Consider the following 25,011-nt stretch of genomic DNA (forward strand, 5'->3'; position numbering starts at 1 on the left):
GTTTTCCGCCCTGCCGTCTTCTGAGCCCCGACTTCCAGCCTCGCCGGCGTTCGAGGCGCGGGGGTCCGGGGGCGGAGCCCCCGGCAGCGGCCGCGCGGCCGACGTGACGGCCGCACCCCGTCAGTCCAGTACGGCCCGCCACTCGGCGACGGCCGCCGCCGAGACCGGGCCGTCCCACCCGGAGGGACGGGCGGCGCCGCCGATGTGGAAGGCGTCGATCCCGCCCGCGCGCAGCACCGGCAGGTGCGCGAGCGTCAGCCCGCCGCCCACCAGGATCCGCGCCCCGTACCCCGGCTCACCACCCCGCGCCGCCTCCGCGAGCAGCACCGGCAGCCCGGCGTCCACGCCCGCCGCCGAGCCCGCCGTGAGGTACGTGTCGAGCCCCGGCAGATCGGCCAGCGCCTTGCGCAGCTGGTCCCGGTCCGCCGCGCGGTCGATCGCCCGGTGGAAGGTCCACCGGCAGCCGTCCAGCTCCGCGACGACCGCCTCGACCGCGGCCAGGTCGGGGGCGCCGTCGGCGTCCAGGAAGCCGAGGACGAATTCCCGCGCGCCCTCCGCCCGCAGCTCCCGCGCCACCCGGACCAGCTCGGACACCTCGCCGGCGGCGAACCCGTCCGTCCTGCGGAGCATCACGCGCAGCGGGATGTCGACCGCCGCTCTGATCGCCGCGAAGGTCTCGCGCGGCGGGGTGAGCCCGTCGGCGGCCATGTCGGTGACCAGTTCGAGTCGGTCCGCCCCACCGGCCTGGGCCGCGACCGCGTCCTCCACGTCGAGGGCGATCACCTCCAGGAGCGCACGGTTGCTCATTCGATCCCATCCTTCTTCGGCAAGCTCGGGAACCCCTACGAAAGGAGAGGTCTAGTCCAATATGCAGAGTACGGGCCTCCACCCGCCCTTCACCAGCACAATCGCGCCACCCCACAATGTGCCCATGGACACAGGCACCCAGAGCAGCGACACCCACCCGGACACCGCCGACCTGCGGGCCCGCTGGCAGGCCACCGTCACCGCCGCCGGCGCCCCCGCCGGCCGTGACCCCGCGCCCTACGCCGACCGCCTCCTGGCCGCCTGGGCGGAGCCGCAGCGCAGGTATCACACCACCGCGCACCTGGCCGACGTCCTCGCGCGGATCGACGTACTGGCCCCGCACGCCGCCGATCCGGCCGCCGTGCGGCTCGCCGCCTGGTTCCACGATGCCGTCTACCGCCCCGACCGGTCCGAGAACGAGGAGCGCAGCGCCGCCCTCGCCGAGCGCGCCCTCCCCGAGCTCGGCATCGACCCCGCCCGCACCGCCGAGGTGGCCCGCCTCGTCCGGCTCACGATCACCCACGACCCCGCCCCCGAGGACACCGACGGCGAGGCCCTCTGCGACGCGGACCTGGCCGTCCTGGCCGGGGCTCCCGACGCCTACGCCGCCTACGTCGCCGCCGTCCGCGCCGAGTACGGCTTCGTCCCGGACGACGCCTTCCGCACCGGCCGTGCCGACGTACTGCGGCAGCTGCTCGACCTGCCGCGGCTCTTCCGCACGCCCTACGGGGCCGCGCACTGGGAGGCCCCGGCCCGCGCCAACCTCGCCGCCGAGCTCGCCACACTCGCCCCTCAGGGAATGTGATCGCGTTCGCACTGGTTGATGACAGTCATGCCCGCAGCAGCCGCACGCCCCCGCATGCCCGTCGCCGTCTACGTCCTCGGACTGTCCGTGTTCGCGCTCGGCACCAGCGAATTCATGCTCTCCGGGCTGCTGCCCCCCATCGCCGAGGACATGGGCGTCACCATCCCACAGGCGGGCCTGCTCATATCCGCGTTCGCGATCGGCATGGTCGTGGGCGCGCCGCTGCTGGCCGTGGCCACCCTGCGGCTCCCCCGCCGCACCACCCTCGTCTCCCTCATCAGCCTCTTCGGCCTCGGGCAGGTCGCGGGCGCGTTGGCCCCGTCGTACGAGCTCCTCTTCGCCTCCCGCGTGGTCTCCGCGTTCGCCTGCGCCGGATTCTGGGCCGTGGGCGCGGCCGTCGCCATCGCCATGGTCGACAAGGACCAGCGGGCCCGCGCCATGGCCGTCATGATCGGCGGCCTGTCCATCGCGAACGTCCTCGGCGTCCCCGCCGGCGCGTTCCTCGGCGAGCACCTGGGCTGGCGCTCCGCCTTCTGGTCGGTCGCCGCCGCCTCCGCGATCGCCCTCGTCGGCATCCTGGCGCTGATCCCGAAGATCCCGCTGCCCGCCGAGAGGCCGTCGCTCGGGCGCGAGCTGCGCATCTACCGCGACCGCCAGGTATGGCTCTCCATCGGCATCACCGCGCTGGCCGCGGGCGGCGTCTTCTGCGCCTTCAGCTACCTGTCACCGCTGCTCACGGACGTGGCCGGGCTGGACTCGCGGTGGGTCCCGTGGATCCTCGGCCTCTTCGGCATCGGCGCGCTGATCGGCACCACCGTCGGCGGCCGGGTCGCCGACGCGCACCTGTTCGGCGTGATGATCTGGGGCATCACCGCCTCCACCGTCTTCCTCGCCGCGCTCGCCCTGCTGGCCGGCGCCGCCGCCGCGGCGATCGCCCTCGCCTTCCTGCTCGGTTTCTCGGCCTTCTTCACCGCCCCGGCGCTCAACGCCCGCATGTTCAACGTGGCCGGCGCCGCCCCGACCCTGGCCGGCGCCACCACCACGGCCGCCTTCAACCTCGGCAACACCGGTGGCCCCTGGCTCGGCGGCACCGTCATCGACGCCGGCCTGGGCTTCGCCGCCACCGCCTGGGCGGGCGCCGCCATGACCGTCACCGCGATCGCCCTCACCGTGCTCGCACTGCGCCTGGACCGCCGTACGCCGCCCCGCCCGACCCGCGTGATCACGGGCAACACCACCCCCGCCGCCCCGGTACCCGCCCAGGCCTGACCGTCGGGCTCTGGGAGCAAGCGTCTAAGCAGCGCCTCCCGCTCGCACGAGGCCGCTCTCAGGAGACAGCAGCCATCGAAAATGATCCACAAGGGGTGCCACCGTGGCCAGATCTCTCAGCACAACACCCAGTTCGATGTTGTCGGACAGTGCACGGTCGGTGAGGTTGGCACTGCCGAGGAGGGCGGTGTGTCGATCCGCAGCCAGGAGCTTGGCATGCATGACGCCGGACGCACTGGCTCGATGCCACACACGTACTTCCTTCGGCAACATCGCAAAGGCAACCGAAGCATGTGTCGACTCCTCGAGCAGCAGATCGACCTGAACTCCTCGTACCACTGCCCGGCCGATCTCATCCACCACGTCCAGAGCCCCGTGTGCTGCGAAGCTGGCGACCAGCAGAGAGGTCTTCGCTGAGCGGACGACCTCGACGGCAACCCCGCTTGTAAGTCGGCCCGGCAGCGACGCGCTTGCGGGGCCGCTGACGACTACCTGAGGTGAGGCCGGCCGCGGGAGCGCGCGGGAAGTGGCCAAAGCCAGAGCGAGGCCCGACCCGGCAGTGCCTGATGCCTCGGTACGCCAGGCACGGACGATCTCGGTGAGCTGACCGGCCAGGCCGGCGGCGGGCTGGGCTCGTATGAACCGGCTCAGAGCGGGGTCATCCGGATCGGCAATGGTGTTGAGGACAGACTCAAGAGCGAGGAGCCTGTCCACAGGCAGACGATCGCCCAGAGCAGCCAGAAGGACCGGAAGGCGGGGCGTCGGGGCATGACCGCCAGCTACGGGTGGGCCCGCCGAATGGTGGAACGACGAAGTCCCCTGTTCACCGGTCTCACGCCCCGCAGCAGACTTGCTCACGGCCTGAAGGCACACGTATTGGCGGCAAGCGTTTCCACCAGCAGCGCCCGGTCAAGGTAGTGGTTGCCCCGTTCGCAGGACGTCTCCGCAGCGAACAGGCACGCGTGGCAACCGGCTCCGTGAAGCCGGGAGTGAACCTGCGGATCGTGCTCGGCGCACATCGGGTCAGAGCTGCACAGCCTGGCCTCCTCCAGCGCCTGCGCAATGGCCGGGCCGAGCCGTTCGCTCCGGCCGAGGGAGACGAGCCCGCCAAGCGTGCCCTCGCTGTCAGGGGCAGCTGTGTAAAGCAGGATTCCCGACATGGGGTCAGGGCCGGAACGGGCGTAGATACGTTCCGCTATGCCGGAGGCTCCGTAACCACATTCCAGGGCGAACTGCCTGATGAGAACATGAGCCAAGGTATGAAGGAGGACATACCGGACCCCAGGCCAGCGGGGCTCTTCAATACGACGGGCCATGCACCAGGCCCAGTGGGCAGCCTTCAGCACTTCCTCGCGGGCGAGAACCGCCTCCTGTCGTTCCCACTCTGCAAGCCGTTCCTCATTGAGAGCGAGGAACACCCCCTCACCGCGCAGCTCGGCACAAGGAACCCAGGTCGGCTTTCCGTTGCGACTGAGAGGAGCCACGGAGTGCGCTCGTACGTCCTCGCCCGGAAGCCATTCCGGGGCCTCGATGCGCGTGAAGCCGGTCAGCGCCGAGACTTCCCGCAGGCGGTGGACGAGGACAACGCTGTCGAGCCAGTCGGAGGTCCCTTCGGGGACACGATGCTCACGCACGGTGGTGAAGTCCGGGAGAGTGTGGTCACGGCGATGGGTGAATGCCCGCCATTCCGGGGTGGTGAGGTCAGGTTCCTCATCCTGCTCAGTCTCGTCACGAAACGCCGTCCGGGCCTCCTTGGTCACAGCCGCCCACACCGCATCCGCCCCGTACTGCTCCAGTTCGGGCCAGCAAGCCTGGGTGGGCAGCAACATCTTCGCCGCGTCCGGAGGAACGGCTGCAAGCGGGGACAGCAGACTCCAGTGCTCGCGGACCGCCTGCATGAGTGGTTCTTCGGCGCGGGGGATGCTGAACAGCCTGAGCTGGGAGGCGAACCAGCTGTTGGTGGCCCCCAGAACCATCGTCCGCGTCTGTTCCTGGCAGGCGGAAGCGAAGGTGCCGAGATGCGGATGGTGCCCGCGGCAGGCCGGCAGGTTGCGCTCCCCCGCCTGCCCGAGAGCGTCGGCCATGGATCGGGGCGGAACATCGCAGGTGTTGCAACGGACGAACACGTTGGCGGCCTCGCCGGTGGTCCCGGACTCGGTCAGGCTGAGGGTGTGGCCTTCCCCCGAACCGCCGCGGTGCACGAAATACACCCAGGGGAAGTCGTCCATGTGCCCGTCGCGACAGGACACGAGGAAACGGGCGGGGAGAGCGGTGGGCTGCCCCGAGCCTGGGCCACCGCAGTTGACGTGTACATACTTCGTCTTCTCCGGGCGGTACATGTTGGGCCGGAGCTGGAAAAGGCCACCGGAAGCCGGTGCCAGCTGGTTGCAGCGCTCGCGGGAACAGCGCAGCCAACGAGGGAACAGCCCTACCGGAACACCGGTGCGAGTCCAGTCACCATGCGGGTCGGAGGGGTTCTCCGGCAGGTGGGGCGGTGTCCGGAGGGTGGCGACCTGGGCGCCGAGGCGACGACGGACCGCAGCCAGCAGACGGTCCTCGGTCAGTACGCGAGCGCGGACGGGATCCCAGTCGTCCAGGCCCATGACCATGGTGGACAGGTTGGGCAGGTCGGTGACGGCACCGATGCCGTAGGTGTGCAGCAGCTGACTGGGACGGAGTTCGCCCACGCGCAGGGCATCAGGTGCGGGGGCGGTCATGTCGTCTCCCAGGGGTCCGCGCCGGCATCCGGTGCGCTGTCGTCGGGCTGTTCTCGCGGGGTGTAGGGCGGCTCGCCCGACAGATCGCCGCCGGCTTCGCCGGTCAGGATCAGCCGGATCGGGGGCTCGACCTCACGCAGCGACGTCGGGCAGGTCATGAGCCGCCAAGGGCCACTGTCCGGCTCCAGCAGGAGGGGGGCGACGTCGCCCTGGCGCCTGGCCGCCCGATAGCCGAGGACCGACCCTGGGGCCTTTCGCTTCTGCTCCCAGTAGTCGAGCCGGGTGTCGAGCCGGGCCCGCACCTCGTTGACGACGTGGCGGTTGTCGGTGACGTCCTTCGCACGGAGGGCGAGGGATTGCACGGCGTGACTGACGACCTCGCCCCGCCGGTCGACCCATTGAGCGCCGCGGTTGGGGTTGTACTCGGGCCTGAGGTTGCGGATGAGGGAAGTCAGGACACCCGTGAGACCACGGTCCAGGGCGCGGTCCGCGAAGGGTGTCACGGACAGGGCTTCCACGTGCTGGTAGATCGTGGCGTGGAAGGACTCGAACGTCTCGTAGTGCGAGAGGTCCCGGGGCCTTGCCCAGTTGAGCAGAGTGAAGACGAGACCAGGAGCCCGGCGACCGACGCGGCTGGTCGCCTGGATGTACTCGGCGGTTGACTTGGGCTGGTTGTTGACGACCATGACACCGAGCCTGGACACGTCGACGCCGACGGCGATCATGTTCGTGGCGAGCAGGACGTCGATGGGGCGGGGTGATCCCTTGGGCCTGCGGCCGAAAGTGATGTCGAGCTTCTCCAAGATCTCGGGAATCGCGTCGGAGGCCATACGGCTGGTCAGTTCGGCCGGTTCACCGATCCGCCGTATGGCCAGTCCGCGCCGGTCGGCACGCAGCAGCCTGGTCGAGACGTCGTCCTCCACCAGTCGGCGCATCCCGCCGAGGTCGCGCAGGCTGTTGAAGTAGCCGACGAGCGTCATGTAAGGGTCGGTGAGCTCGTTTGCGCCGTAGGTCTCGTAGAGGTACTGGGCGGCGGCGAGCTGGGCGACAAACACCCGGATGGCCACGGACTTCGTCCTCACGCCCTGCGCACAGATACCCACGTAGCGGCGTCCCGGCGTGTGGTCGGTGCGCCGCCGCCGCGCGAAGAAGGTGTCGTCGGCACTCAACCCCGAGGGCGGGAAGACCGCCGTTCTGCGGGCGAAGAGGTCGTGAATCTGACGGTCTGCGCGACGGACAGTGGCGGTCGAGGCGATGACCTTGGGGCGCACCGGCCGGCCCGGCTCCGGCTCCCACGTCGAGAGCCGGTCCACCGCGGTCTCGTACAGACCCGTGAGAGAGCCCAGCGGCCCTGAGATGAGGTGCAGTTCGTCCTGGACGATCAGATCCGGCGGGCGTACCCGGACGGCGTCCACGGTGGAGGCGGAAGGGTGACTGCCGGCCGGTGGATGGCTGGATGACTCCCAGTCCGTGTCCACTGCGGATGGGGTGACGTACCCGTGCCGGGTGCACCTCCGGGTCACCTGACCGAAGAGCGCCTGCGTATCGCCCTTCCAGGGCATCTGCGCAAACTTGTCGACGGTGGCGATGACAAGACTGGGCGGGAAGCGGTAGATCTCCTCGTCCACGACGAGAACGGGGAGGCCCTGTTCTTCTGCAGGCAGCCCGAAGGCGCTCGCGCCGAAGGGGCACTCATAGGCGTCGGGGCAGGTGATGAACGTCCGGCGGAGGGTCTTCTCGACACTGATGTCCCGGCCCGCCTCCATCTTCGAGCCGCACCAGGGACAGCTGGTGAGCTGGTGGGGAGAACCCATACGGCCGAAGCCACCGCGTCCCCTGTCCCTCTTCTGCTCCCTCGCCCAGTCGGTGGCCTGATCGGTGGTGTTCGGGGTCACCCGCCCACCTACCCAGAGCCCGATGCGGAACGGGTTGTCACCCCACCGCTGCGGGTCGTCCCTTCGGATCACCTCGGTCGCGCAGATCAGCGCTGCGGCCCGCTGGAACTGCTGGATGGTGAGCAGCCGCAGCGTGTACCGCATGATCACGGCCACTCCGTGCTCGGCGTCGAGCCCCCCGAGGTCGGGCCTGCGGCGCCTTATAGCGAGGGTGAAGGCGGTCAAGCCGAGATACGCCTCGGTCTTGCCACCGCCGGTGGGGAACCAGAGCAGGTCGGCGAGCGCCGTGTTGTTGTCGGCGCGCTCCGCATGCCCGGGGTCCGCGAGCGACGGCAGGTTGAGCAGCAGGAAGGCCAGCTGGAACGGCCGCCAGCTGCGGTTCTTCGGCTGGTCGGCCGCACCGACCGCCTCCTCCAGGGTCACGGAGGTGTCACGACGGCGGTTCTGGGCGGCGATGGTGTGAACCCGCTGCTTCCACATGGCGCGGTTGGCGAAGTGGAATGCGGCCAGGGCCTCGGGGTCGTCCCGCAGCAGATCGATGCCGGCCTGGATGCGGTCCGCCGCCTTCGTGGCGAGGAGCATGTTCTCCGCCGCTTCCGACCTGTACGCATCGAGCCCGGCGGTGGGATCGTCCACCGACTGCCTCTGCCGTTCGATCCAGGAGCGGTACCCGTCCACCAAGGGGAGCAGGGCGGCCCGCAGCGGCTCGGCCTCCATCAGGCTCAGATCACGCATGTCCAGTGTGAGCAAGCCCAGTTCGGCCAGGTCCGCGTCTTCGGCCGTGTGCGGATCCGGTACGTCGGTATGCGGGATCTCGTACGTCGGAGTGGCGGTGGTGGAAATGCGTACCGCCCGCCGGGGGTCGTTCGGGGACACCTCCGCGTGCACCCCCGTGCCATGGCCGACGGCGAACTCGGGGTGAAAGCGGTAGGTCATGGCAAGCGCGCGCCGCTCGCCGTGGTCTCCCCCGGCCGGCTCGACCGCGCGGCGCGGCAGGAAGGGTGCGGTGTCGGGTCCGGCCGTGATCGCCATCGACGCCTGGAACATCCAGTGGGTGGAGCCGGGCTTGTCCTCCTGCCCGTTGACGAGGAACAGCGACACCAGCCAGGAGCCTTCGTGGAGCCGCGCCCGCCCTCGTACCAGGATGTCCGGGAAGTTCCGGACGTGCAGGGGGCGGGCTTTCAGCTCGCCCTCCACCAGCTTCACGTTCACGGCGGCCGAGAACGGAACTCGGTGGAACACGCGCTTGGGGTTGCCCTCGATCTCCGAGTCACCCCGCTCGTAGCGTGCCCAGTCGCAGTCGACGGTCAGTTCCTGGATCTGCCTGTCCACCCGGACGGTGAGCCCCAGGCTCGACGGGTGGAGGCTGGGCACGCTGGGCGCGGACGGTTCGGGGTCGCCGGCCTCCGGTTCCTGTTCCGGCGACACGCTGGTTTCGTCCAGGGTCTCCGGCGCCACCTCCTTGCCCACGGTCCGCAGGGCCGTGCCGTTCCCGGTCCGTACACCGCCGGGCGCGAGCCGCCCGATGATGTAGTGGTCGAGCGGGTTTCCCGCCAGCTCCTCGGGCTCGTCACCGGTGGGACCGAGCAGGTCGCGCACAACGAGTCCGGAGAGCCGGTCGCGCAGCTCCTGCGGGGTGGGCGTGGACAGGACCGGGCCGGACGGGTCCGGCCCGGTCCCCGGAGAGGCGAGGGAGTCCTGGGTCACGGGCCCAGGTTATGTGGGGCCACCGACAACCGGTACGTCTTCGGATACGAACTTCCGGGCCGCCCTTTTCGTTTCAAGCCACCCGAGGACCTACTTTCGGCCGGATCCTGATCAACACCTTTGTCCTTGCGTGTGACGCTCGTTACTGTGCGTGCCCGGGCGCTGTCACGCGGGGCCGCTGGCGGCGTGGGGTGCGGAGGTTGAGCGGGAGCATGACGGAGAGCAAGACCGGCGGCATCCCGCAGCAGCACCCCCAGAACATGTACGGCGTTCCTCTGGGGGCATCCGAGCTGGCGCCGGCCTGGGTTGCCGCATCCACCGGCTTCGGGGCGAACGGACACCGCGGCGATTTCGGCGAGACATTCATTCGGATGCTGGCTGCGGCGGCGAACCTGGACGCCGCCCGCCGGGAGCGCGACAGGGTCGGCGTGGACTGGCAGCTGGGCCATCCCGGCAGGCCGGGGATCCGCCGTTTCCCGGTGATCGAGGCGCAGGTGAAGTGCACCTCGTCGCCGACCGTCCACGACGAGCACATCAGCTTCCGGCTGGAGAACAAGAACTACAACTGGCTGGCGGGCCGGGACTACGACCTTCCCCGGTTCCTCTTCGTCGTCCTGACCGCTCCCGATCCTCTGGACTGGTCGGACGCGACCGAGGATCGGTTGCTGCTGAGGCGCGCCGCCTACTGGATGTGCCTGCACGAGCGCGAGTTGGTGGAAGGTGAGAAGAAGGACAAGCAGACGCTGCACGTCCCGCGTGCCAATCTGCTGACCGTCGAGTCCCTGCACGACCTGTTCTCCAAGGACTACCGGGACATGCTGGTGATGGAATGACAGTGATCACGGATGCGGAGTTCGACGAGGCCTCGGCCCTCGCCCCCGAGGTCGTTCGACGCTATCTGAGCGGCAAGGGCTGGCGGGCAGAACGGGGCTTGTCCAGCGGTGAGCTGTGGGAATGGGCTGCCGGAGGTTCATCGAGCCTGCCGTACGAGGTGCTGGTGCCGATGAAGCGCCGCCGCGACTACGCCGGCCGGGTGGCCGACATCCTCGAGGTGCTCTCCGTCGTCGAGGAGCGTCGCGCGGGCGACATCCTGAGGGAGATGCAACTCCCCTCATCCGACTGGCAGTTCCTACGTCTCATGCCACCGGGCCCGTCGGGCACGGCGCCGTTGCTCGATCTCGTGTCGGCCCTGTCAGGGCTGAAGGAGCTGCACACGGCAGCCGCGTCCTCGGCCCTCACCCCGCAGTCCGTACAGCCGGGGCAGAAGCCCCAGAGGGTGAAAGAGCATGTGGCAGCGGTGCGGCTGGACCAGACGCGTGTCGGCAGTTACGTGATCGCGGCCCACACCCCGATGCCGGCGTCCGTGGTCGGCCAACCCGACGGGACTGCCGGCAAGGAAGGCGCCACCGGGCAGGAGGCGCTCTTCGACGACGTATTCCCGGGCGGAGGGCCGAGCCCGAGGTTCGCCGAACCCTTCCCCCGCATGGTGTCCAGGATGCTGTTCGCGGGCGTCACCTGCGCGCACGCGGCGGCTGAGGAGGCAGTCCACAGAGACTCCCTCGACGGTTTCGGAAGGTATGTCACCGCAGGCCTGTCGGCGAACCTGTGCGAGGCCCTCGTAAAGATCGCAGGCGAGGAACAGAGGACGTACTCGCTGTCCTTCGACTGGGCTCCCGAGATGCCGATGGCGCAGACCTCACCTCCGGTGATGCTCAGCAGCCGTCACATGTCTGCCCTGGAGGCCGGCGCAAAGGAGCTGAGGGAGCGGGCGGCGCGGGAAGAGGGTGCGATTCTGCACGGAGTGGTCACTCGTCTGAGCGGCCAGGGGGATCGCCAGGCGACGATCTACGGCTCTCTGGTCCATGAGGACCCACCCCGAGTCCGCAGCGTGCGGGTGGAACTGCGTCCCGAGGACGTCGACAGGGCCACTGCCGCATGGCTCGACGGCTTCGAAGTGGCGGTTCGCGGCGATGTCGAGCCCTACGGAACCGGGGTACGCATGAGAGGTGTGCGGGCGTTCTCGATCGGGCCGGACTGACACGGTCCTACCCCTCGAAGGGGAGAGCCGCTTGCTCCGAGGCTTGGCCGAGGTAGGTGTATTCGCTCGACCGTACGATGCCGACGGAGTCCAGCCGCTGCCGGAAGCGGACCCGGAAGTGCACGTTGTCGCCGAGCCCAGGACGCATGCGGACCAGTTCTTCGGGCTCCTCGAAGTGGACTTCGTAGGCCTGTGCGTTCCTGGCAGTCCCGGCCTTGACTTTCACCCAGCCGCTCTCACGGAGTTCGGTAATGCGGCCGGAGATCACGATCTCCTGATCCCGGTCCCGCGTCTCGCGCAGCCGTTCCGCGTACTGCCGGCCGCGTTCGGTCAGCTGCGCGCGACGTGTTCCGCCGTCGGCGTCGTACCAGGTCAGGCCGAGGTCCAATCGGAACTTCCCCAAGGCCCGGGAGAGGGGCTCCACCGCGTCGAAGAGTCGCGACCACTCACGGACGTCACTCTGCGTCTCCAGGGCTCTCAGCAGTTCGGTGAGCGCGCTCATCCCGGTACTCGCCGAGGATGTGGCGGGCGCGTCCAGAGTGCCGGGCTGCGTGGAACCAGCACTGGCGACGGGCCTGGCGTGCACGACGGTACTACCCGCCGAGATGCCTGTGAGCTCCAGTTGGACGGGCGTCCCTGCAGCAGCGGAGAGAGCGGACTCCATCGGGTGCAGGAGTGCGTCGCCCCATTGGAACCGGAGCGCGCCCCCTTCGGTGTCCGGGCCGGTCAGCCGCAGCCGGAGCTCTTCGTCAAGGCGGGCATGAGGTGTGTACTCCCGCGCCGCCGCGAGGCGACTGGCCCGGTGCTCGCCCTCGACCTCCTCGTCGTCCCTGTCCTCAGCACCCATCTCCGCCAGGAGCCGAGCCGCCGCGGCCGCCGCTGCCGGGTCGTCGCTCAAGAGCGCGCGCCTGTGCTCGCGCCAGCTGTCGCCGGTCACAGCCGCACCTCCAGGTATCCGCGTGCCGGGGCGGCACTGTGCGCAGACGGTGAGCGGTCCGCCGGGTCAGGCAGCCGGCAACGCTGCCACCAGTCGTCCCACACACCCCTTTCCGTGAAGTATGTCCGCTCATCGGGCGTGAAGCGCTCTGGCTCGAAGACGTGGGCGACGCGGCGGTACCCAATGCGGACGGGTGACACACCGAACTTCGCCCGCATGCTGTCCCGGCTCTTGAAGGCGGTGGTCAGCCATTTCGAGCCGGGTCGACCGCGCACTGCACGTTCGGCGTCGGTGTCGATCAGGAGGGTGATGTCGATGTTCCGGGGGGCGCGTTTCATGCTGACGAAGCTGCCGCCTAGCCACATGCGGTGGATCAGCGGGATGCCGTTCAGAGCCTCCGCGTACGTGTCCTCAAGCGTGAGGAAGAGGTCGATGTAGCTGATCAGCCCGTCCCAGAGCTCCGCACGCGTTGCGGAGTCCCGGAACTCCGGCGCGCTGACCAGCACCGACTCCGCCTCACCCAAGGAGACCGAGTGCCGGCCCAGGGGGAGAAATCCGTTGGCGGCGAAAGTAGGCACATGAGGTCCTGTCGTGGTGCGAGAGAACGTCTTCGGCGTGGTCGGGAGCGCCCGTAGGCGTCATCCTGCCGGTGAGGTCTCGGCGGCGTCGGTGTTTTCGAGAAGTCGATCCGCCGCCGAGGCGCAGCCCTGGCAACTGCCCGGTTCCGGTCCCCGGAACGCGTGGTCGCATGTCTCGCAGTTGTGGAGTGGGTGTCTGACGACGTCCGAGGGCGCTTCGCGGGCGCGGAACGGCGGCATGGGCGGGAGCTGGGCGGCGAGGCGATGGGCCAGGAGTGCGGCCGGGCGGTACAGGGGCTCCGACGGCAGGTCGGCGGTCAGGGCGTGGTGTACGGCGCTCGGAGGTAGATCGCGCTCCAGCCAGGCTGCGACCCCGGGGGTGAGGTGCGCGACCTCCGTGGCGGAGAGCAGCAGGCGGGGATCGCCCCGGCGAAGACCGGCGAGGACCTCGATGGCGGACCGAAGGAGATCAGGAGCCGGGTACGCAGGCTGCGGTACGGCGGCAGCGCCCGGCGCGGCGGCTCGCCCTCCCGGCGGGCGGGCCGCCGGAGCTTCGGCTTCGACTCCGGCTGGTCCGTGGCGCCGGACCGGCCCGGCTGGTTACAGGAGACCGTGCGGGTGATGACGCGGCCGCTTCTGGTGCGCTCGCAGGTACGGCGCAGATAGCCGTGGGCCTCCAGTTCGCGCAGGGCAGCGGCGATCCGAGTCTTCCCCTCGGGGAAGCGGGCGGCGAGGGTCCTGATGTCAACGAGCGCGCCGGTGGGAAGGGACTGGATGTGGACGGCCAGGCCGATGGCCAGCAGCGACAGCTCGGCGTGCTGGGCGAGGTGGTTGCCGATCACGGTGAAGCGGCCGGTGTGGCGAAAGTTGTCGTGGATGACACCGCCCGAGCGCGTGCCCCCACGGGTACGCCGAGAGGGGTGGTTTTCCCCGTTGTTGTCGGACTGGGCGTGCGGACGCGCGCTAGTGTTCTGAGTATCCATCGGGAAGGTACTGCTTCCTCGATGGTCAGGCCCCCGCACCGGGATTGCAGTCCCGGCGGGGGCCGACGTATGTCAGCGGTGATGTGGTCTGTCGCGCTGAGCGTAGATCAGGCAACCCGTCTCGAAGCCAGTCAAGTTGGCGTTTTTCACCCAAGCGAGTGAGCGTGCGCCATGGGCGGGAAGGGTGGGGTTTGGTGGGGTCTTTTCTCTCTCGTGTCTTGAGTCTTGGGATCATCCCTGCCACCGGTGTCCCACCGAGCGGTCTCCGGCGGTAGGTCGATGTCCGCAGGCCAGGGGCACGGCAGGTCGAGTTCGGCCCATACGGTCTTCCGGGGGACGGGACCGATCCCGACGCCCCACCGGTCGGCGAGCGCCTCTACGAGGAGCAGGCCGCGCCCGGATTCTGCGTCGGGGGCCGACGCCCGGGAAACGGGAAGGTCGCCACCCCGGGTGTCCGTGACCTCGATGCGGAGGATGTTGATATCGGCGAGGAGCGCGAGGCGGAAGTCCCGGCCGGCGACGCGGCCATGGGAGGCGGCGTTCGCGGCGAGCTCGGCGACGACCTGCTCGGCCGCCTGGGTGACGCGGTACGGCAGGTCCCGCGTGCGCAGCCAGTCGACGGCAAGGAGACGGGCCAGCCGGGCGCCTCGCGGCGTGGGGGACAGCAGGACATCGAACTGACCTACTGGTGTCGGGAGTTGGAGGACCTTCTTCTGGTTCACGTCACCGAGCGTGGCGGTCCCCACCTACCGTGAACAGTGACGACGCCGATGCGTAGGGCGACTGTCCGGAGCTTGTCCACTGCTGTCGGGGCTGTCGGAACCCGTCCGGCGGGTAGGGGCGTCGCGGCACGGAGGTGCGGACAGAGGGGTGCGGGCATGTCGGTGGACGGCGCGGCTGGGGCAGAGCGACTCAAGAGCGAGGCGGACGAGCCGGGCTGGGAGGTGGATCCGGATGACGACTGGGGCGTGGCCGTTGTCGCCACCGTGGGGCGGCAGTTGAGGCTGCGGAGGGAAGCGGTGGGGATGCGGGCCGCCGACTTCGGGGTAGCGCAGCTACAGCAGCGGCAGCGAGGGCGACTCCTGCGTCGAGGTCGCGGCTGCCCCCGCCACTGTCCACGTCCGCGACTCCAAGTGCCTCGACGGCCCCCAGCTCGCGCTCACCCCGGGCGCATGGTCGGACTTCTTGACCTACGCGTCGGGCTGCTGACCCTGCACACTGCACGCGCCCCTCACCTGGCTGTCGCAGGCGCGGGGCGCGTGGTCGTACAACTCAGAAGAGGGCATCCGGCCGAGGGAAGAGCCCTCCGTCGTCGAACCCCTCGGAAGCGCTCTCCGGCTCGCGCGCGACGGCACGCGCCTTCGCCTTGGCCTTGCGAGCAGCAGCCCGCCGACGCTTGGCCTCCGGCGTGTGCAGCCCCTTGTCCAGCTCCTCCTTGTAACGGGCGTGATTCAGCTCCAAGAGACGGTCCAGGACCTCGGTCTGGACGTCGGGAGCAATGGTGAAGCGTTCGCCTTGCGAGGTCGGGTAAAACCCGTGCTTGAGGTTGAGAGCGGCCCACTCATACACCTCGGCAACGGCTTGGTCCACCTCAACGTGCGCTTTCCTGACCGCCTCGATGTCGGCGGCAGTTTCGAGTTCAGCATGCACAAGGTTGTAGAGAGAGGTGAGCCCTATGTTCCGAATGGACATAGCCTTCTGCTGGGCCTTTTCTAGGGCCTCGCCTGCTGTGCGAGTGTTGGCGGATTCACTTGGGCGCGGAAACGTCTCATGTACGTCAGAAGGGGCATATCTGAGGTCGCCGCGCATGTCGCCAGAGTTCTTGAGGGTCCACCAGTAGTGCATGGAGCTCGACAACATGGCCAGTTGAGATGCGCTGTCCGTCGGGAAAATGACCACCTGCTCGCTCATGACCTGGCTTGTCGGGACCCGGACTGGCATCACGGTTTTACTGACGCGCGCAATGACAACGACATGCTGAAGCGCCGCAAGTGCCTGCAACATTGCAGGGCGCTTCTCGGCGTACTGCCACCAGTAGTCGCGATATACGCTACGATTGTTCTTTGCCCGGCCTGGCTCGACCTTCCGCTCTACGATCCCGAAGACATCAGGGTACTCGGCTGCCTTTTCCCGCGACCAGTCGTGAAAGTTGATTACCCAGCGGCTTGCAGTCGCTCCCGGACGCTGGTTCAGATCCTTCCCAATGAGGTAGGGAAACAACACATCTGCGTTCTTCGCGTCTTTCGCGATCAGCTCTTTCGCCTGATTCACCGCAAGAACGAAACCCGTGCCCAGCACGTATGAGCCGATGTAAGACTGAGCCTCATTCGCCACCAGCCGATAGGGCGCCCCCGACACCCGTGATGCCGGATCGAGCCCTGGCGTGATCCCCCGCACGTCGTTACCGTCCAGAACAGCGACCTCACTCGTTCCGAGCTTCCCAACCAACCACAAAAGCGACACAACCACCGCCGCCGTCCCCGACCACGGCTGCGACTTCACCGCCCGGTATACCGTCCAGTCGTCCGCCGTCGCCTGGTCGAGCCCCACCTCACGCGTATCGCCCTGGGCGATCGTGTTCGTGGCGATGATCCCCGTGCGGCCCCCCGGAGCCAGCGACAGGTTCCGCAGCAGGAAGTACGCGCACAGGTCCGCACTGCCCCGCTTGCCGCCGCCGATCCGGTTAACCAGGTACTCGCGGTAGTCCTGCCCCAATGCCCCCGTCAGCTTCTGGCCGCCCACAAACGGCGGGTTCCCCACCACCGCATCGAACCCGGTGGCGCCCCCCACCCCCATGACCTCCGGGAACTCCAGCGGCCAGTGCAGCGGGCGTACCGCCGCCGCACGGGGGCCCTTCAGCCAGCCGTCGACGATCTTCCGCGCCTGGCCCTCGGCGGCAGCCGCCCCCGCCCCGCCCTCCAGAGCGGTCGCGACCAGCCCTGCCACCGACTCCAGCCGGTTCCGGTATGCCCGAGACTTCGCGTCCTCCTTGGCGTCGCGGAAGCGGGCCGCGCCCCTCGCGCCGCCCACGTTCTCCTCGCCGGAGATGTCGGACGCCTCTTCGTCGGAGATGCCCTCGGCGGCCAGGGCCGCGCCCACGACCGCGTCGGCCGCCAGCTGCAGCCGCTCACTGCGTGACACGGCCTGCGCCAGCAGATCGGCCTTCTCGCGCACCACCCGGATGTCGTCCACGGGCATGGCTTCGATCTTCCGGCGCAGCTCCGCCGCCTCCGAGAGCAGCGTTTCCGTGACGTCCAGGGCGCGCTCGACCTCCGCGCTCTGCTGCCGTCCGTCGACCTCAAGGTGGAACATCTTGACCTGCCGGACGTCGATGACCCCCACCAGCGAGTCGCCCGAGCGCAGTGCGTGGTCCAGGAACGAGAACGGCCGTCCCTTCGCCAGCGTCACCAGCCACAGCGAGAGCTTCGCCAGTTCCACCGCCATGGGGTCGCGGTCGACGCCGTACAGGCAGCGGTCCGCGACCAGCCGCCGGGCGATCTGGTGCAGTTGCTCGTGGTCGTCGCGGTCGACGTCCCGGGCGATCTCGGGCGGGAGCTCGGGCTCCCGGAGCCATGCCTCCACGACCCGGTCGGACAGGTACCGGCAGGCGGAGACCAGGAACGCACCTGAACCCATCGCCGGGTCCAGGATCCGCAGCTTCAGCAGCTCGTCCGCGGACTTGGCCCGCCAGACGCCCGGCTCCGCGCCCTCAACCGGACCGGGCGAGTAGCAGAGCGGCGCGAGGGTGTGCTCGACGACCTCCTCGGCCAACGCCTTCGGGGTGTAATGGGTGCCCGTGTCTCGGCGGTTGCCGGAGCGGACCACGATGACCGAGCCTGCCGGCCACACCTTGGGCTCGCCACGCAGGTCAAGCCCGTACAAGGCGGAGAAGGCCGCGGCCCGCTCCACCAGGTCGGGGTCGCTGCCGCAAGCCGTCTCCAGCTCGACCGTCACCGCGCCCGACTTGGCCTGCGCGGCCGTCACCGTCGCCGGCTTCGTGCCGGAGGCGGCGGCGACCTCGTCCGCGAGGATTCCGGCCGTCTGCCATTCCTCCAGGCGGGCCAGCGGCAGTACCGCCTCGTACTTCTTGTCCCGGCCGAAGGAGACGCCCACGTACGGCTCGTCCGCCCAGTGGCAGCCGTACTCCAGCAGACCCTCGTAGACGTGGCCGATCTGTTCAACGTCCAAGCCCTTGTACGAGAGGCGCTCCCGGCCCTTGAAGCCCTTGCGGGCGCGCAGAGTCAGGAGGGCGTCGAGGATCTCGTAGACGACCCGGTCGGTGACCCTGGCCCCGACCAGCCAGGGGAAGCGGGAGGGGTCGAAGAGGGAGCCGCCGTAGGCGGGGATCCACAGCCGGTCGTGCGTGCAGCCGCCGTGGATCGCGGCGAACACGGCGAGCAGGCGCGGCCAGGTCGCCTCCACGCGGTCACCGAGCTCGTCACCGTGCAGGCTCTGCGCGGTGGCCAGTTCCTCGTGGAGGGGGCCGACGGCGTACGAGGCGTCGTACAGCTCGTCACCGGCGGGGAGCAGGCGCTGCTCCTCGGCGTACAGGAGGAAGACCAGGCGCATCATGACGGTGAGCGCGCCCTCGTAGACGTCCTTCGCCGGGACGCCGCCGAGGAGAGTGCCGCCGGCCTCCCGGTCGAGGCGGGACACCTCGGCGACGAGCAGTGACACCGCCTCGCGGACCTGGCGGCCAAGGGTGTCGGTGACGTCGGACTGGGCCTTCGCGGTGCGCTCGAAGAGGCCCGCCGTCGAGTCGGACGGCTTACCCTCGGCGTCGACCGGCGGGCGCACCACCCGGCGGGCGGCGAGCAGGCTCGCGAAGGCGCGGGCCAGGATCGGCTCCTCGGACCACAGGTCCGCGTCGAAGACGGCGACGGTCGTCGCCTCCTTCGGGCGGGCGTGTACGAGAGCCCACTCACGGCCGTTCGTGACCAGGGCCAGCGGCACGTTCCGTGCCCGGCACAGCTCGGCAGCGCGGTCGATGAGGCCGGGCTGCTCGCCGCGTGAGCGGTTGAGACGGTCACCCCAGCCGTCCGTACGGAAGAACAGGACGCGCGGGGCGAGGCCCGACTGTCCGGGGCCGAGCAGGACGGCATCGGGCGTGTTCCCGCCGGCGTGCAGCGACTCGGGGATCGCGGCGCCCTCGCGCAGGCCCGGCGCACGCCAGTCCAGCAGTTCGGTCAGGACGAGGCGCTCCCAGGAGGACCGCAGCAGGTCCGGGTCTTCCTGTACCTCCGCCCATGCCTGCCGCAGCCGCCCACGGGTCTCGTCCGGAAGGGTGTCGAGGCCCGACTCGAAGGCGCCCAGCAGCACCGGCAGCGAGATGAACGGGCCATCCGGGCGCAGCAGCCGCAGCCAGTCCTCGTGCTGCTCGGCGGGGGTGCGGACCAAGCCCTTCGGCGGGTACTTCTTCCCTGCGATGGGGGCGGCGGTCGGCATCAGCGACTCTCCTGGCGAGCGGTGGCGGTGGCGGGCGAGAGGGAACGGGGGACGAGGAAGGTAACGGCGACCGGGAACCAGCGGGGTGAGGGGTCGGCCCAGCGGCGGCGCAGCGCCGCCGTCTCCGTCTCCATCACCTGCGGCAGCCGCTTCCAGCGCTCCTCCAGAGCCTCACGGTCCGCACGCAGCTGGCGCCGTTCGTCATCGATGTCGAACAGCGACTCCTGCTGCCAGTGTCCCTGATCGTCCAGGCGGTCCCGAATCGACTGCCTCAGATCCTCCAGAACCGCGCGCATGCCGTCGACCTCCTCTTCGCACCGCTTGGCGAGCAGCGCTTCGAGGGACCGGAAACGCCGGTTGGCCTGTGTGTTCAGGGCGCGGCCGAGCCGGTCCTCCAGCTGCGGCCACAGGTCGGCTAGCTCGGCCCGTACCTCGTCCGCGGGCAGTTCCTCGGTCGCGGCCGCCAGCCACGCCTCGACCTCGTCCTTCTTGGCCTGCGCGAGCTTGCCGCCGTCGATCAGTCCGCCGGCCGTGATCACCTCCTCGTGGAGGCGCGCACCACCGCGACCAGTGATGACGACCCGGCCGTGCGCGACCAGGGCGGGCTGCCGCAGCAGCCCGTCCGGCACCACGCGGGCCGTGACCCGGGACAGCTTGGCCGAGGCGTCCGCCGACCACAGCTCCGCCCGCAGCAGCCGCAGGCACATCTGCACCAGCCGGTGGCCCAGGTGCAGGTGCACCACGTCCGTACGGTCGCGGGCATCCGCCTCGTCGAAGACGACCGGGCGTTCCGTGCCGGTGAGCGGGTGCTTCAGGCCGTCGTTGCGGGCCCGCGCCCAGGCGCCGGGCAGCTCTGGCAGCCGGAAGCAGCGGGCCCCCCGCCCGGCCTGGGGGTCGGCAACCTCGGCGAGGTCCTTGCGATGGGCCAGCAGCAGGCCCGTACGGACGACCCGCTCGATGGTCGCCGCGGTGAGGTGCAGCTCCTGACGGCTGTCGGCCAAGGCGCCGACCAGGCGCTCCAGGTCCCGGGCCAGGTCCCGCTCGACCTTCAGTACGGCCTTCCCGGACCGCCTGGTGATCTCGGCGTCGGCAGTGGTCCAGCTGGAACGGCGGCCCAGCATCTTCTGCTCCACCTGCGCGGCGATGATCTCGCCGGCGCTTCCCAGGTCCTCGCGGATGCGTTCGGTCTTGCGCGCGGCGACGGCGAGGAAGTGCAGCTCGTCCTCCAGGGCGCCGTCCTCGTAGCCGGAGTCCGTGGCATGGTCGTCCGAAGGGGCGAAGCCCTGCCAGCCCCGGGGCACGAAGTGGAACACGTCCACCTGGTCGGCCTTCTGCCCGTGCCGGTCCACACGGCCGTTGCGCTGCTCCAACCGGTTCGGGTTCCAGGGGATCTCCCAGTGCAGAACCCGATGACAGTGCGCCTGGAGGTTGATGCCCTCGCTGGCCGCGTCGGTGCCGAGCAGGATGCGTACGGGCGAGAGGTCCGGGCTCTCCTGGAAGACCTGCTTGACCCGCTCCCGCTCGTCCCGTTCCTGGCCTCCGTACAGCTGGGTGATCCGCTCCGCCGGGTAGCCGGCGGCCAGCAGCTGCCCGTACAGCCAGCGCTGGGTGTCGCGGTACTCGGTGAAGACGATGACCCGCTCGTCCTCCCACGCGCCCTTCGGCCCGTCGGGGCAGACGATGGCGTCCAACCACTCCCGGAACCGCTCGAACTTGGCGTCCGCGCGCTTCCCGGCCTCGGCCGCCCAGATGTCCAGTTCCTTGAGCAGGCCGTGCTCCCGATCGGTGAGCGGACGCATCGCCTGACGGGCCGCGGTGAAGGCGCGCCGGGCCGCCTCGGCCTGCTCCACCTCGTCCGCCTCCTCAGCCTCCTCGATGCCGTCGATCAGTGGTCGCAGCACGCGGACACTCGGGGTGGGCTCCTTCACGGGTCCCGTCGCCGGGCCCGCCTGCCGGGCCTTCATCGTGTTCAGATGGGTGTGGACGGTTTCCGCGAACGCTTTCGGCGATGACAGGAAGCGCTTCTTCAGCAGCGTCGTCACGAAGTCCGCGGCCGTCCGGCCCGCCTTCCCCTCGCCCTGGTCTCCGCGGCGGGAGCGGGCGTACTCCGCCAGCTTCGCGTACGCCTCGCGCGTTCCGTCGTTGTGATCGATCTCCAGCGCGTGCGGCACACGCTTCGGAAAGCGCGGCTTACCGTTCCACAGAGGCGGGAGGTCCGTCTTCATCCTGCGGACCATCACCCGGCTGAGCTGCTCGCTCGATGGCTTGACGCCCCGGGCGAAACGGTTGTCGTCCAGCAGTTCCAGGAGTGCGGTAAAGGATTCCAGGAAGCCGTTGTGCGGCGTCGCAGAGAGGAACAGTCGGTGCTCACAGTGCGGGGCCAGCAGCTTCACGGCCTGGGTGCGGTGCGAGTCCACGGCGTACTTGCCCGTCCCCGAAGGGGCACAAGTGTGTACCTCGTCCACAACCAGCAGGTCGAAGGCACGCGGGTACTCCGGCACCTGGGGCAGCACCTCGCGCAGCATCCGCAGCGAACGCTCCCGCTTCAACCAGTCGATCGAGACGATCAGTCGGGGATGGTGCGTCCACGGGTTCGCGTACGGGCCGGCCGCCCGACGGAGCTCGCGCATCATCTTCGTGTCGACGATGCGGAAGTCCAGGCCGAACTTGTCTCGCATCTCGTCGCGCCACTGAAGTGTCAGGCCGGCGGGGCACACGATGAGCATGGAGCGGGCACGGTGTCGCAGCATCAGCTCCTGCATCACGAGGCCGGCCTCTACGGTCTTACCGAGGCCGACGTCGTCGGCGATCAGGAGGTTCGTCCGAGGCATGGAGAGGGCGCGGACCACCGGGTCCAACTGGTAGTCCTGGATCTCCACGCCGGAGCGGAAGGGGGCTTGCAGTGCGGTCTTGTCGGCGGAGGCGATGGCGCCCCAGCGCACCGCGTCCAGAAAGGCGTCGAGCCGACCAGGCTCGTCGAAGCCGTTGACGGGCGACGGCAGCTCGTACTGGTCGTGGATGTCCGTCGCCTGCTCCAGCTCCCAGACGACCCGGAGCTCCTCGTCCCGGCCGTCACTCTCGAGAGACGACAGCTTGACCAAGTGAGTGGTGGCGGCCTCTGCGGCACGTGCGGGGTCGTCGCTGGCGGCGGTCGAGCGGACCACATCGGTGACGACCCATGGGCGGTGGCGGACCGTGACCCGCTGCCCTGGGGCCGGCACTGGCACAGCCGACGGACTCGGATGTGCGGTCTGCGTGGTCATCTCGCTCATTCCCCCACCTGCCACGAACGCCCCTTCCCTACGGTCGTACGAGTCTAGATGTGGAATGTTCATAGATGGATGGATCTCTCCGAAGAGCCCTCGAAGCTCCCACCCGCGCCTGACGACAGTCCCGGTCGCCGCCCCCGTGCCGGGTTCCTACGATGAGAAGGTCCGCTCGGGGAGTCGGGGACCGCTCGGGGACGAGCGTCAGGGGTGATCCTGCATGGGCCGGTACCGCACGCCCACCGTCCTGGCAGCCGCGTCGCTGCTGCTGACCGCGCTGTGCGCGGGCCAGGCCCCCGCCGCCCCGCCCGGCCGGATCGACATCGACCCCGTCATCGCCGAGCAGCTCGACGACGCGATCACCGCCGCCATGCGCAAGGCCGACATCCCCGGTGTGGGCATCGGCCTGTGGATCGACGGCGAGGACCCCTACGTACGCGCCTTCGGCACCTCCGACAAGGCCACCGGCGTCCCCATCAAGACCGACATGCACACCCGTGTCGGCAGCGTCACCAAGACCTTCACCATCACCGGCGTCCTCCAACTGGTCGACGAGGGGAAGGTCCGGCTCGACGCGCCGATCTCGACCTACCTCGACGGCGTGCCCGGCGGCGACAAGATCACCGTCCGGCAGCTCGCCGAGATGCGCAGCGGTCTGTACGACTACACGCAGGACCCGCGCATGCTGGCGGCGTACCAGGCCGACCCGCAGCGCGAATGGACCCCCCAGGAGCTGCTGGACATCGCCTTCCGGCACCCGGCCAACTTCCCGCCGGACGCGCGTTGGGAGTACTCCAACACCAACACCGTGCTGCTCGGCCTGCTCGTCGAGAAGGTCGGCGGCCAGCCCCTGCACACCTACCTGGAGCAGCACGTCCTCGCACCGGCCGACCTGAACTCGACCTCGCTGCCGACCGGTTCGGAGATCGCGTCGCCGTTCGTGCACGGCTACACGAACTTCACCCCGGACGGCGCGACCGTCGACGCCTCCACCTGGAACCCGTCCTGGGCCTGGGCGGCCGGCGCGGTGATCTCCACCATCGACGACCTGCACTCCTGGGTCCCGACCCTGGTCACCGGGAAGCTGCCGGACGGCGACCGGCTGCTGGAGCCGGGCACCCAGGCCCAGCGGCTGCGCATGCTGCCCACCGGGCACCCCGGCGTGGGCTACGGGCTCGGCATCGCCGAGATCGACGGCTGGATCGGCCACAACGGCGAGCTGCCCGGCTACGAGACCATCGCGGTCCGGCTCCCGCAGGACCGCGCCACCCTGGTGATCGTGGTGAACACCGACGTCGACGGGAAGTTCGGCAACCTGAGCTCCCTCATCGCCACCACCGTCACCAAGATCGTGACCCCGGAACACGTCTGGGGCCTCCCGTCGGCGGCCCAACCCAACGGCGTCCCGGAACCGTCCGCCTCGTCGACCCCGGCCCCGGACCCGAACCCGAAGCCGAGTTCCTAGCCCGCCGCCCGGCCGGTCGCACTGCGGCTGGTGGCACTGCAGCCGGTGCAGGTGCTCGGGGACGGGCCGCGGTAGCCGCGGTCGCACGTCCGGCAGTTGCGGAGGGGGTATCTGACGGCCTCGGGTGGCTCCACGGCGCGGAACGGCGGCATGGGTGGGAGCTGGGCGCCGAGGCGGTGGGCCAGGAGGGCGGCCGGGCGGTGCAGGGGCTCCGACGGCAGGCCGGTGGTCAGGGCGTGGTGTACGGCGCTCGGGGGCAGCTCGCGCTCCAGCCAGGCCGCGACTCCGGGGGTGAGGTGCTCGACATCCGTGCCGGAGAGCAGGAGACGGGGATCCCCGTGGCGGAGGCCGGAGAGGACCTCGACGGCGATCCGGAGCAGGTCGGGGGTCGGGTACACGGGCTGCGGTACGGCGGGCAGGGCCCGGCGCGGCGGCTCGTCCTCCCGGCGGGCGGGGCGCCGGGGCCGCCGCTTCGGCTTCGACTCCTCCGTGGCGCCCGACCGCCCCGGGTGATTGCAGGAGACCGTGCGGGTGACGACGCGGCCGCCGCTGGTGCGCTCGCAGGTGCGGCGCAGATAGCCGTGGGTCTCCAGTTCGCGCAGACCCCCCGCGATCTTGGTCCTCCCCTCGGGGAAGCGGGCGGCGAGGGTCCTGATGTCGACGGGCGCACCGGCCGGAAGGGACTGGATGTGGACGGACAGGCCGATGGCCACCAGCGACAGCTCGGCGTGCTGGGAGAGGTGATTGCCGACCACGGTGAAGCGGACGGTGTGGCGGACGTTGTCGTGGATGACCCCGCCGGCTCGCGCGTGTGCGGGGGCGCGCCGAGACGGGTGGTTTTCCCCGTCGTTACGGGGCAGGGCGTGCGGGCGCACGCTAGTGTTCTGGGTACCCATCGGGAAGTCGTCTCTTCCTTGGTGGTCAGGCCCTCGCATCGGGATTGCCGTCCCGGCGAGGGCCGACGTATGTCAGCGGTGTTGTGTGTCTCGCGCTGAGCGTAGATCAGGCAACCCGTCCCGAAGCCAGCCAAGTTGGCGTTTTTCACTCAAGCGAGTGAGAGTCCCGTCACGGGAGGGAGGGGGTGGGGTTCGGTGCGGTT

At 69.8% G+C, this 25,011-nt stretch carries 15 protein-coding genes and 3 pseudogenes; 7 read left to right on the forward strand and 11 right to left on the reverse strand.

Features of this window, described 5'->3' with window-relative positions; translation table 11 throughout:
• Positions 1–120: 120 nt before the first annotated feature.
• Complete coding sequence (locus ACGFYY_RS30640; protein WP_365277141.1) at positions 121–807, reverse strand: copper homeostasis protein CutC; 687 nt, start codon at positions 805–807, stop codon at positions 121–123.
• A gap of 124 nt (positions 808–931) precedes the next feature.
• On the opposite strand from ACGFYY_RS30640, the gene ACGFYY_RS30645 reads away from it, so the two are divergent.
• Together ACGFYY_RS30645 and ACGFYY_RS30650 are read left to right on the forward strand one after the other, a co-directional pair.
• Positions 932–1,612 (forward strand): hypothetical protein, encoded by a 681-nt coding sequence (locus ACGFYY_RS30645; protein ID WP_393714347.1) that lies wholly within the window; start codon positions 932–934, stop codon positions 1,610–1,612.
• 54 nt (positions 1,613–1,666) lie between these two features.
• Complete coding sequence (locus tag ACGFYY_RS30650; RefSeq protein ID WP_393714444.1) at positions 1,667–2,881, forward strand: Cmx/CmrA family chloramphenicol efflux MFS transporter; 1,215 nt, start codon at positions 1,667–1,669, stop codon at positions 2,879–2,881.
• Positions 2,882–2,905: 24 nt separating this feature from the next.
• On the opposite strand, the gene drmC is transcribed toward ACGFYY_RS30650, so the two are convergent.
• From drmC to drmA, 3 genes are all read right to left on the reverse strand, one after another.
• Entirely contained in the window at positions 2,906–3,595 is a 690-nt protein-coding gene (gene drmC, locus ACGFYY_RS30655) for a DISARM system phospholipase D-like protein DrmC (RefSeq protein ID WP_393714349.1), read from the reverse strand.
• 140 nt (positions 3,596–3,735) lie between these two features.
• Positions 3,736–5,598 carry a DrmB family protein gene (gene drmB / locus ACGFYY_RS30660; RefSeq protein ID WP_393714351.1) on the reverse strand — a complete coding sequence of 621 codons (1,863 nt, stop codon included), beginning with the start codon at positions 5,596–5,598 and terminating at the stop codon, positions 3,736–3,738.
• Positions 5,595–9,200: a DISARM system helicase DrmA gene (gene drmA / locus ACGFYY_RS30665; protein ID WP_393714353.1), complete on the reverse strand. Its 3,606-nt coding sequence runs from the start codon at positions 9,198–9,200 to the stop codon at positions 5,595–5,597. Before drmA ends, drmB begins: the two co-directional genes overlap by 4 nt.
• Positions 9,201–9,412: 212 nt before the next feature.
• Between drmA and ACGFYY_RS30670 the strand changes: the two genes are divergently transcribed.
• Together ACGFYY_RS30670 and ACGFYY_RS30675 are read left to right on the forward strand one after the other, a co-directional pair.
• Positions 9,413–10,033 carry a DUF4365 domain-containing protein gene (locus ACGFYY_RS30670; protein WP_393714355.1) on the forward strand — a complete coding sequence of 207 codons (621 nt, stop codon included), beginning with the start codon at positions 9,413–9,415 and terminating at the stop codon, positions 10,031–10,033.
• Entirely contained in the window at positions 10,030–11,238 is a 1,209-nt protein-coding gene (locus ACGFYY_RS30675) for a hypothetical protein (protein ID WP_393714357.1), read from the forward strand. The genes ACGFYY_RS30670 and ACGFYY_RS30675 overlap by 4 nt, the downstream gene beginning before the upstream one ends.
• A 7-nt stretch (positions 11,239–11,245) precedes the next feature.
• On the opposite strand, the gene ACGFYY_RS30680 is transcribed toward ACGFYY_RS30675, so the two are convergent.
• The 4 genes and pseudogenes from ACGFYY_RS30680 to ACGFYY_RS30695 all read right to left on the reverse strand — a co-directional run bounded on the left by ACGFYY_RS30680 (position 11,246) and on the right by ACGFYY_RS30695 (position 14,458).
• Positions 11,246–12,175 (reverse strand): hypothetical protein, encoded by a 930-nt coding sequence (locus ACGFYY_RS30680; protein WP_393714359.1) that lies wholly within the window; start codon positions 12,173–12,175, stop codon positions 11,246–11,248.
• Positions 12,172–12,753, reverse strand: coding sequence for a DUF6932 family protein (locus ACGFYY_RS30685; RefSeq protein ID WP_393714361.1), 582 nt, complete (start codon positions 12,751–12,753; stop codon positions 12,172–12,174). The genes ACGFYY_RS30680 and ACGFYY_RS30685 overlap by 4 nt, the downstream gene beginning before the upstream one ends.
• Positions 12,754–12,813: 60 nt before the next feature.
• Positions 12,814–13,736, reverse strand: a pseudogene (locus tag ACGFYY_RS30690) (helix-turn-helix domain-containing protein).
• Between the two features lie 146 nt (positions 13,737–13,882).
• Positions 13,883–14,458: an ATP-binding protein gene (locus tag ACGFYY_RS30695; protein WP_393714363.1), complete on the reverse strand. Its 576-nt coding sequence runs from the start codon at positions 14,456–14,458 to the stop codon at positions 13,883–13,885.
• A gap of 156 nt (positions 14,459–14,614) precedes the next feature.
• Here ACGFYY_RS30695 and ACGFYY_RS30700 point away from each other — a divergent pair.
• Positions 14,615–14,788: pseudogene (locus tag ACGFYY_RS30700) on the forward strand (transcriptional regulator); the annotation flags it as partial.
• A gap of 61 nt (positions 14,789–14,849) precedes the next feature.
• Positions 14,850–14,945 (forward strand): annotated as a pseudogene (locus tag ACGFYY_RS30705) (DUF397 domain-containing protein); the annotation flags it as partial.
• Between the two features lie 63 nt (positions 14,946–15,008).
• Here ACGFYY_RS30705 and ACGFYY_RS30710 read toward each other — a convergent pair.
• Positions 15,009–19,055 (reverse strand): Eco57I restriction-modification methylase domain-containing protein, encoded by a 4,047-nt coding sequence (locus ACGFYY_RS30710; protein ID WP_393714365.1) that lies wholly within the window; start codon positions 19,053–19,055, stop codon positions 15,009–15,011.
• Between the two features lie 125 nt (positions 19,056–19,180).
• Positions 19,181–22,402: a DISARM system SNF2-like helicase DrmD gene (drmD, locus tag ACGFYY_RS30715; RefSeq protein ID WP_393714367.1), complete on the reverse strand. Its 3,222-nt coding sequence runs from the start codon at positions 22,400–22,402 to the stop codon at positions 19,181–19,183.
• Positions 22,403–22,667: 265 nt separating this feature from the next.
• Here drmD and ACGFYY_RS30720 point away from each other — a divergent pair, with 265 nt between their 5' ends.
• A complete protein-coding gene (locus ACGFYY_RS30720) occupies positions 22,668–23,912 on the forward strand; it encodes a serine hydrolase domain-containing protein (RefSeq protein WP_393714369.1) in 1,245 nt (414 codons plus the stop codon).
• Here the strand turns inward: ACGFYY_RS30720 and ACGFYY_RS30725 are convergent.
• On the reverse strand, positions 23,909–24,808 hold the full coding sequence (locus ACGFYY_RS30725) for a helix-turn-helix domain-containing protein (protein WP_393714371.1): 900 nt from the start codon (positions 24,806–24,808) through the stop codon (positions 23,909–23,911). The genes ACGFYY_RS30720 and ACGFYY_RS30725 overlap by 4 nt on opposite strands.
• Between the last annotated feature and the right edge of the window lie 203 nt (positions 24,809–25,011).

The sequence above is a fragment of the Streptomyces sp. NPDC048331 genome (assembly GCF_043201215.1).
Taxonomy (GTDB): Bacteria; Actinomycetota; Actinomycetes; order Streptomycetales; family Streptomycetaceae; genus Streptomyces.

Coding starts and splice junctions, on each gene's coding strand:
- ACGFYY_RS30640 (WP_365277141.1), bottom strand. CDS start 807: ATGAGCAACCGTGCGCTCCTGGAGGTGATCGCCCTCGACGTGGAGGAC.
- ACGFYY_RS30645 (WP_393714347.1), top strand. CDS start 932: ATGGACACAGGCACCCAGAGCAGCGACACCCACCCGGACACCGCCGAC.
- ACGFYY_RS30650 (WP_393714444.1), top strand. CDS start 1,667: ATGCCCGTCGCCGTCTACGTCCTCGGACTGTCCGTGTTCGCGCTCGGC.
- drmB (WP_393714351.1), bottom strand. CDS start 5,598: ATGACCGCCCCCGCACCTGATGCCCTGCGCGTGGGCGAACTCCGTCCC.
- ACGFYY_RS30670 (WP_393714355.1), top strand. CDS start 9,413: ATGACGGAGAGCAAGACCGGCGGCATCCCGCAGCAGCACCCCCAGAAC.
- ACGFYY_RS30675 (WP_393714357.1), top strand. CDS start 10,030: ATGACAGTGATCACGGATGCGGAGTTCGACGAGGCCTCGGCCCTCGCC.
- ACGFYY_RS30720 (WP_393714369.1), top strand. CDS start 22,668: ATGGGCCGGTACCGCACGCCCACCGTCCTGGCAGCCGCGTCGCTGCTG.
- ACGFYY_RS30725 (WP_393714371.1), bottom strand. CDS start 24,808: ATGGGTACCCAGAACACTAGCGTGCGCCCGCACGCCCTGCCCCGTAAC.